Source organism: Actinomyces sp. Z5, assembly GCF_003287795.1.
Lineage (GTDB): Bacteria > Actinomycetota > Actinomycetes > Actinomycetales > Actinomycetaceae > Actinomyces > Actinomyces glycerinitolerans.
In genome coordinates this window covers 1-7,547 of sequence record NZ_QMIN01000024.1, presented here as the reverse complement: position 1 = coordinate 7,547, position 7,547 = coordinate 1, and the positions used below count along the sequence as shown (strand labels likewise).

General features: G+C 69.8%; 6 protein-coding genes, 3 tRNA genes and 1 pseudogene. 2 read left to right on the top strand and 8 right to left on the bottom strand.

Annotation, left to right across the window (positions count from 1 at the left end; translation table 11 throughout):
* The first annotated feature begins 218 nt into the window (after positions 1 to 218).
* Positions 219 to 875 (top strand): nucleoside triphosphate pyrophosphatase, encoded by a 657-nt coding sequence (locus DRB06_RS02790; RefSeq protein WP_073330880.1) that lies wholly within the window; start codon positions 219 to 221, stop codon positions 873 to 875.
* A gap of 6 nt (positions 876 to 881) precedes the next feature.
* Here the strand turns inward: DRB06_RS02790 and DRB06_RS02785 are convergent, their stop codons facing one another.
* From DRB06_RS02785 to DRB06_RS02765, 5 genes are all read right to left on the bottom strand, one after another.
* A complete protein-coding gene (locus DRB06_RS02785; RefSeq protein ID WP_181575171.1) occupies positions 882 to 1,715 on the bottom strand; it encodes a MaoC/PaaZ C-terminal domain-containing protein in 834 nt (277 codons plus the stop codon).
* A gap of 104 nt (positions 1,716 to 1,819) precedes the next feature.
* Entirely contained in the window at positions 1,820 to 1,987 is a 168-nt protein-coding gene (gene rpmG, locus DRB06_RS02780; protein WP_073330885.1) for a 50S ribosomal protein L33, read from the bottom strand.
* A 58-nt stretch (positions 1,988 to 2,045) separates the two neighbouring features.
* Positions 2,046 to 2,119, bottom strand: a tRNA-Met gene (locus DRB06_RS02775).
* 40 nt (positions 2,120 to 2,159) lie between these two features.
* Positions 2,160 to 2,232 (bottom strand) — tRNA-Thr (locus tag DRB06_RS02770).
* A gap of 119 nt (positions 2,233 to 2,351) precedes the next feature.
* Positions 2,352 to 2,436, bottom strand: a tRNA-Tyr gene (locus DRB06_RS02765).
* Between the two features lie 174 nt (positions 2,437 to 2,610).
* Here DRB06_RS02765 and DRB06_RS02760 point away from each other — a divergent pair.
* A complete protein-coding gene (locus DRB06_RS02760) occupies positions 2,611 to 3,357 on the top strand; it encodes a hypothetical protein (protein ID WP_139240938.1) in 747 nt (248 codons plus the stop codon).
* Positions 3,358 to 3,407: 50 nt separating this feature from the next.
* Here the strand turns inward: DRB06_RS02760 and htpX are convergent.
* From htpX to DRB06_RS02745, 3 genes and pseudogenes are all read right to left on the bottom strand, one after another.
* Positions 3,408 to 4,275: pseudogene (gene htpX, locus DRB06_RS02755) on the bottom strand (zinc metalloprotease HtpX).
* A 51-nt stretch (positions 4,276 to 4,326) separates the two neighbouring features.
* A complete protein-coding gene (ald, locus tag DRB06_RS02750) occupies positions 4,327 to 5,442 on the bottom strand; it encodes an alanine dehydrogenase (RefSeq protein WP_111819085.1) in 1,116 nt (371 codons plus the stop codon).
* Between the two features lie 73 nt (positions 5,443 to 5,515).
* Complete coding sequence (locus DRB06_RS02745; protein WP_111819084.1) at positions 5,516 to 7,003, bottom strand: FAD-dependent oxidoreductase; 1,488 nt, start codon at positions 7,001 to 7,003, stop codon at positions 5,516 to 5,518.
* Positions 7,004 to 7,547: the final 544 nt, after the last annotated feature.

The window sequence follows — 7,547 nt, the reverse complement described above, 5'->3', positions numbered from 1 at the left end:
ACCGCCCACGCCCCGTTGGACCGCCCACGCCCCGTTGGACCGCTGTAACCGGCGGCTACGGCGGTCCAACCGGGGAACAGGGGTCCAACCGGGGAACAGGGGTCCAACGGGCGGGTCGGCAGCCGCGCACGCAGACACCGGGGCTTGCCCCGACGCTCCCGTACTACGCCCTACGGTCACGAACCACACCCCTGACTTACTCGTCTAGGCTTGAGCCCGTGCTTGTTCTGGCATCTCAGTCCACCGGTCGGCTGGCGACCCTGCGCGCAGCCGGTGTCGATCCGCAAGTGCTGGTATCGGACGTCGACGAATCCCGCGTCCTGGCCGACCTCGCCGACGCCCACGCGGCCGCCGATGCTCCCGCCCCCACGCCCACCGAGCAGGTGCAGGCGCTGGCGCGGGCAAAGGCGCTGGATGTGGCCGGTGGCCTCCCGCCCGCCGCGGTGGAGGCGGACCCGGACCTGGTGGTGGTCGGCTGTGACTCCATGCTGGAGATCGATGGCGCGGTGGTAGGCAAGCCCGGCACGGCGCAGCGGGCCCGCGAGCGCTGGCTGACGATGCGCGGCCGCAGCGGCACCCTGCACACCGGTCACAGTCTGGTGCGCGCACGCGATGCGGCCACCGCCGAGGGCGTGTCCTCCACGATCGTGCACTTCGGCTCCCCCAGCGACACCGAGATCGACACCTACATCGCCTCCGGGGAGCCTCTGTGGTGTGCGGGCGCCTTCACCATCGACGGCCTGGGCGGCGCCTTCATCGACGGCGTCGAGGGGGATCCGCACGGTGTGGTGGGCATCTCTCTGCCGCTGCTGCGGCGCCTGCTGGCCCGCCTGGGCATCACCTGGACCGATCTGTGGTCCGCGCCGGCGCGCTGAGCCCGCTCAGCGCCGCACCAGCACGGTGCGCCCGGCGATGGTGAGGCCGCTGGCGGGGAGGACGCCGAGTCGGGCCACCCCGTCGACCGGCAGTGCGGCGGGGCCGGGGAAGCGCAGGTCGACGACGCCGGTCGTGGGAGTGAGGGCGAGGCTGAGTGCGCCCAACAGCAAGCCGTGGGCGACGAGTTCCTGCTCCCCCACGGCCAGCCCGGCTCGGTGGGCGGCACCGGGGTGGAGGTGGATGGGGTTGTGGTCGCCGGTGGCGTCGGCCCAGGCGCGCACGTCCGCAGCCGTGATGGTGAGGGTCCCGGGCGTATCGACGTCGCGGAGCGCCGAATCGGTGTCGGCACCCGGCGGGTGCGGACCGGTGGGGACGGGAGGGGCGGTCGGCGGTGTGCGGCGGGCCAGGTCGTGGGTCACGCGGGCGCCGGCGGGCCAGGCGGGTCCGGCGTCGCGGACGACGACCGCCCCCTGCAGCAGTTCCCAGCCGCCGCGAGCAGTTCGACGAAGGCCGACCTCGGTGCCTCCGGCACCCGGCTCCTGGGGGCGATCGTCGGGAGCCTGGGCGCCGACCGGGGCGATCCGACAGCGGCGGTGGATGAGGCCGGCCGCGCCCGTCTCCATGGGGCGCTCAGGCGGCCGTTGCCCGGCGCTGTCCGATTCGAAGGCGCCGTCGCTGACCAGGTGCTCGGTCAGCCGCCCCAGTGCCAGGACTGCGGGCAGAAGCTGCTGCGCCGCGCCGGTTGCACGGGACCACGGCGCGGACCGTGCGGTGGCGACCGTCTCGCGCCCAGGGGTCGGCGCTGTGCGCATGAGTACGCGCGCTATGACGGCGGCCATGTCCGCGGCCGTCGCGGCACCCGGAGTCGCCGTCGTGGAGGTACAGCAAGGCCCCGACGACCTGGAGTCGTCGGGGCCTGTGCGCGCAGGGGGCGCCGCCATGATCAGCGGGTCTCGCGGTGCTCCGTGTGCTTGCCGCAGCGCGGGCAGAACTTCGACAGAGACAGCCGGTCCGGGGTGTTCCGGCGGTTCTTCTTGGTGATGTAGTTGCGCTCCTTGCACTCCGAGCACGCCAGAGTGATCTTGGGGCGAACGTCGCTGGACTTAGCCACGTAACTCTCCTCTCAGTGATCCTCGAGCGGCCCTTGGGGTGCCATGCTCGAACTTGCGTAGCGGGGGAGGGACTCGAACCCTCGACCTCACGATTATGAGTCGTGCGCTCTAACCAGCTGAGCTACCTCGCCAGATGACACGTCAGGGGCCCGTAGGCCCCCGCAGTATCAGAGCCCCGAAAGGGATTCGAACCCTTGACCTTCTCCTTACCATGGAGACGCTCTACCGACTGAGCTATCGGGGCAACGAGCGGAACTTTAGGCAGATCGGATTCGCACACGCAACTCCGTTCGCCGTGGCTTCGCTCACCGCGGCCCCGCCTTGCGGGCGGGTCTGACTGCGTGCGCGCAAACGCCGCAACCATGGTGGCGGGTGAGGGATTCGAACCCCCGTAGCATACTGCGGCTGATTTACAGTCAGCTCCCATTGGCCGCTCGGGCAACCCGCCGGGCTCCGGGCTCGTCGTAGGCCGTTCTCACGACCTCACGTCCTCGCTCGGTGCCGTGGAAGGATAGCAAGCCGACGGCGGCGCACGCCAATCGCCGCCATAGGACCCTGCTCACAGCGACGCCGGTGCCACGTCCAGCCCCATCTTGACGCGATGCGTTCTAGAGTCGTTGCCATGTCGCAACCTCAGTCCCCCTACGGCCCCAACCAGCAGCCCGCTCCCCAGTCCCAGTACGGACAGGCCCCGTACGGTCAGCAGCAACCCGGGATGTCGACGCCGACACCCGGCGCTCCCATGCAGCAGCCCCAACAGCCCACGCGCCAGAAACGCCGGATCCCCACGATTGTGATCGCAGTGCCGTTGATCATCATCATCGGCGTCATCATCGGCGTGACTTCGCTCAATCGTCCCACCCCCGCCACCAAGGCCGCCACCGGGGAGTGCATCCAGGAACCGGAGGGCAAAAAGAGCAGCGAGGTCCACGTCACGGACTGTGACGCCGACGACGCCGCCTACAAGGTCACCGCGGCCGCCGGAGCCGACTGCACCACCGTGGCAGGTACAACCACCGTCTATGAAGACCTGTGCCTGATCGGCGTGAACGAGGACCCGAGTATCTCGTTGGCCGGCGTACAGGAGGGCGACTGCCTGCACATCAACGAGTCCACCCGGGAGGCCACGGCGCAGGACTGCACTACTGGGAGTCGTGAGGTCTTGAAGGTACTCACCGACGTCAAGGACTCCGAAATGGAGACATGGCCTGACGCCTGCTACAACGCCGGCGTCGATGATGACGCATACGACTATTGGTACGTGTGGAACTTCGACTTCTACAGCTCCAGCACCGAACCCAACCTGGGAAGCCTGACCGGAGACGACACCAACGACATCGTGTTCTGTCTGGGCACCGAGCAGCCCTGATTCTCTCTCCCCCCCCGGCCTAGGCACCGCGGCCGCGCCACGCCGCCGAATCAGTAGCCGGCCATCTGCTCCAGACGGGCGATGCGCTGGGCCATCGGCGGGTGGGTGGCGAACAGGTTTCGCACCCCGCCGAAGGGGTTGGCGATCATCATGGCGCTGACCGGCTCCAGGCGCGGGTCCTGCGGCATGGGCGCGGCGGCCACGCCCGTCTCCAGCTTGTGCAGCGCACTGGCCAGGGCCAGCGGGTCGTTGGTCAGGACCGCGCCGTCGTGATCGGCGTCGTACTCGCGGGTGCGGGAGACTGCGAACTGGGTCAGGCTGGCCGCCAGCGGAGCCAGCAGCGCCAGCAGGAGCAGGACGAGCGCGTTGGAGTCGCGGCGGTCGCGACCCCCGCCGAACCACATGATGCCGGCCGGTGGCGATCGAGGAGATCACCCCGGCGATGCCGGCGGCGATCGAGCCGGTCAGGATGTCCCGGTTGTACACATGGGACAGCTCGTGGCCGAGCACTCCCCGCAACTCCCGCTCATTGAGCAGCTGCAAAATGCCCTGGGTGCAGCAAACGGCGGCGTGCTGCGGGTCACGGCCGGTGGCGAAGGCGTTCGGGCTCACGGTCGGCGCCACGTACAGGCGGGGCATGGGCTGCCCCGCCGCCGTGGACAGCTCGCGCACGACGGCGTACATGACCGGCTGCTGCGCCTCGCTGACCTCGACGGCGCCCATGGAGCGCACCGCAAGCTTGTCGGAGTTCCAGTAGGAGTATGCCGTCTGCGCCACCCCGATCGCGGGCATGAGCAGCAGCCAGATGCTCGAGCCGGTGCCGCGCGCCAGCAGCCAGCCGATCAGGAGCAGCAACCCCCACAGTCCCCCCATGAGGACCGCCGTTTTAAGTCCGTTGTGGTGGTTCGTGCTGGTCATGTCGACGAGTGTATGAACACTCGCTGTGGCCTTGCTGGGAATGGGCCGTCTTCAGGCCAGCAGAGTGGCCACGTCGGCGACGGCGAGGTCCAGGGCCTGACCGACGCCGTCCGTGTACAGGGCGCCGGCGTGGGTGGCCAGGCCGCGGGCGAGGTCGGACCGCTGCCGACACGCGTCGCGCCAGCCGTTGTCGGCCAGGGCGACGGCGTAGGGCAGGGTCGCGTTGGTCAGTGCGTAGGTCGAGGTGTAGGACACGGCCCCGGGCATGTTGCCGACGGCGTAGAAGATCTTGCCGTCCACCTCGTAGGTGGGCTCGGAGTGGGTGGTGACGTGGGAGTCCTCGAAGCATCCGCCCTGATCGATGGCGATGTCCACGAGCACCGAGCCCGGGCGCATCGCCTGGACCATCGCGTGAGTCACCAGTCTGGGGGTGCGAGAACCGGGGACGAGCACGGCCCCGATGACGAGGTCGGCGTCGGCCACCGCGCCGGCCACATCCAGCGGGGTGGAGAAGCGCGTGCGGACCGTCCCGCCGGTCAGTTCGTCGATCTGGCGCATGCGGACCGGGTTGACGTCCATGACGGTGACGTCCGCACCCATGCCGGCCGCCACGCGGGCGGCGGCCAGGCCGGCGGTGCCACCGCCGAGGACGACGACGTTGCCGCGGCGCACGCCCGCGGCTCCGCCCAGCAGCACGCCGGAGCCGCCGCCCGGGGCGAGCAGGGCGTCTGCACCAACCTGCGCCCCGAGCCGCCCCGCGATCTCGGACATGGGGGCGAGCAGCGGCAGACCGCCGTCGTCGGTGGCTACCGTCTCATAGGCGACGGCGGTGACCCGCTTCGCCAGCAGAGCCTCGGTGAGCGCGCGGTCGGCGGCCAGGTGCAGATAGGTGAACAGCAACAGGCCCTCGCGCAGGTAGCCGAACTCGGCCGGAACCGGCTCCTTGACCTTGAGGATCATTTCGGCGTCGCCCCAGACAGAGGCCGCCTCGGCGGCGATGTCCGCGCCGGCGTCGAGGTAATCCGCATCGGTGATGCCGGCGCCCAGCCCGGCGCCGGCCTGTACGGTCACCCCATGCCCGTGGCGAACCAGTGTGTCCACGCCTGCCGGCGTGAGCGCCACGCGGTACTCGTGATCCTTGACCTCGGTGGGGACGCCGATGCGCATGGGAGGCTGCCTTTCTCTGGTTGGCGCCTGGACAACAGGCCTGGGCGGCACAGCCTACCGCCCCGGCGGCGGGTCAGTCCCGCAGTCGGTGTGCGACCCGCTCGGGCACGCGGTCGGGGTCCGGCTGGCCGATGAGGTCGTCGGGACCCTCGGTGCTGCGGGAGATGGCGGTCATGGCATCCCGGGCGACGACCTTGACGCGCTCGCGCGGCTTGGACTCGCCCCCAGTGACGGTGACCTCGCCGTACTCCTCCCCCAGGTGGCGTTCATAGGCGTCCAGCAGCTCCCAGCCCTCCCAGGTGGTGTAGGGCACGTCGCGGGAGTCGAGCAGCGCCAGCAGGGCGTCGTGGCCGACCTGGGACTCGTCCTCCGTGGTGGCGTGCAGCAGGCCGGCGTTGGCGTCGGCGACCAGGTTCGTGATCGTCTCCTGGGCGTCGGACTTGGTGGAGCCGATCAGGCCGACCGGGCCGCGGCGGATCCAGCCGGTGGCGTAGATGCCGGTGAGCGGTTCACCGTCATCGCCGAGCACGCGGCCGCCGGCGTTGGGGATCACGTGCCGGTCGGCGTCGAAGGGCAGGCCCTCGATCGGGCTGCCGGCGTAGCCGACGGCGCGGTAGACGGCCTGCACCGGCCAGTCCCGGAACTCGCCGGTGCCGGAGACGGTGCCGTCGCCGTTGAGGCGGGTGCGTTCGGTGCGCAGGGCGCGCACATGCCCGGCGTCGTCGGTGAGGATGGCGGCCGGCGCCTGGAACAGGTGGATGTGGATGGTGCGGGAGGCGGTCAGTTCCTCGGGTTCCTGCATGGCGTAGTTCTCCAGGGCCTTGACCACCTGCCGCTGCTGGTTGGAGGCGGCCAGGGCCTCGCGGGAGCCCTCGTCGTACTCGAAGTCCTCCTCGTCGACGGTGACGTCCACGTCGGGCTGCTTGCCGAGTTCGCGCAGCTCCAGGGGGGTGAACTTCACCTGGGCGGGGCCGCGGCGACCGAATACGTGCACGTCGGTGACCGGGGACTTCGCCAGGGTCTCGGCCACATTCGTCGGGATCTCCGTGGTCATCAGGTCCTCCACGTGCTTGGCCAGGATGCGGGAGATGTCCAGGGCGACGTTGCCGACGCCGATGACGGCGACCTGCCGGGCCTCCAGCGGCCAGGTGCGCGGGTGGTCGGGGTGACCGTCGTACCAGGAGACGAAGTCGGCGCCGCCGTATGCCTCGGGCGCGTCAATCCCGGGGATGTCCAGGGGGGCGTCGGTGTCGGCGCCGGTGGAGAAGATCAAGGCGTCGTAGTGCTCGTGCAGCTCGGCGACGGAGATGTCGCGGCCGACCTCCACGTTGCCGATCAGCCGGATGTCGCCGCGCTGGAGGATCTTGTAAAGGGCCACGATGATCTGCTTGATGCGCGGGTGGTCCGGGGCGACGCCGTAGCGCACCAGCCCGTAGGGGGCCGGGAGGCGCTCAAACAGGTCGATATTCACGTCCAAACCCGATTTCGACAGGATGTCCGAAGCGTAGATACCGGCGGGGCCTGCTCCGATGACGGCAACATTGAGGGGACGTGCGTTCACTGCTCTTCGTTCCTAGTGACTACGGGTGGGCGGCCCCACGCGCACCGGGCGGTGCGCCGCTCAGGCCGGCCCAAGTGTATGCGGGTGTTCGCCGGTCGCGGTGTGGCGTGCGTCCCGCTCGCCCGACCAGGCTCCGCCGCTCCGCTCGCCGAAGTCGACACGAGTGGCGCACCGCGACCGATGCAGGCGGCGCATCACAGTCAAGGCCGAGCGTTTCCGGCTCTTCGTGTTTGTGGGTGTGGTGGTGGGTGGGGTGTCTGGGTGGTGGTTTGTGTGTGTGCTCCGGCGGGTGCGATGAGCGGGGATGGGATAGTTCACCGTGAATCTCGGTGAATCTCGGTGGATCACGGCGGACAGCGGCGGATCGTGCGTGACGGTTCGGGTGCTTGCGTGAAAGTTCGCGCCTTCGCCTGACGGTTCGTACGCTCGGGTCGACGGTTCGGCACATCCAGCGACGGTTCGTACGCTCTGGTCGACGGTTCGGCACATCCGGCGACGGTTCGTGGGGTAGGGGTACGAACCGTCGTTGTGATGTCTCAGGACA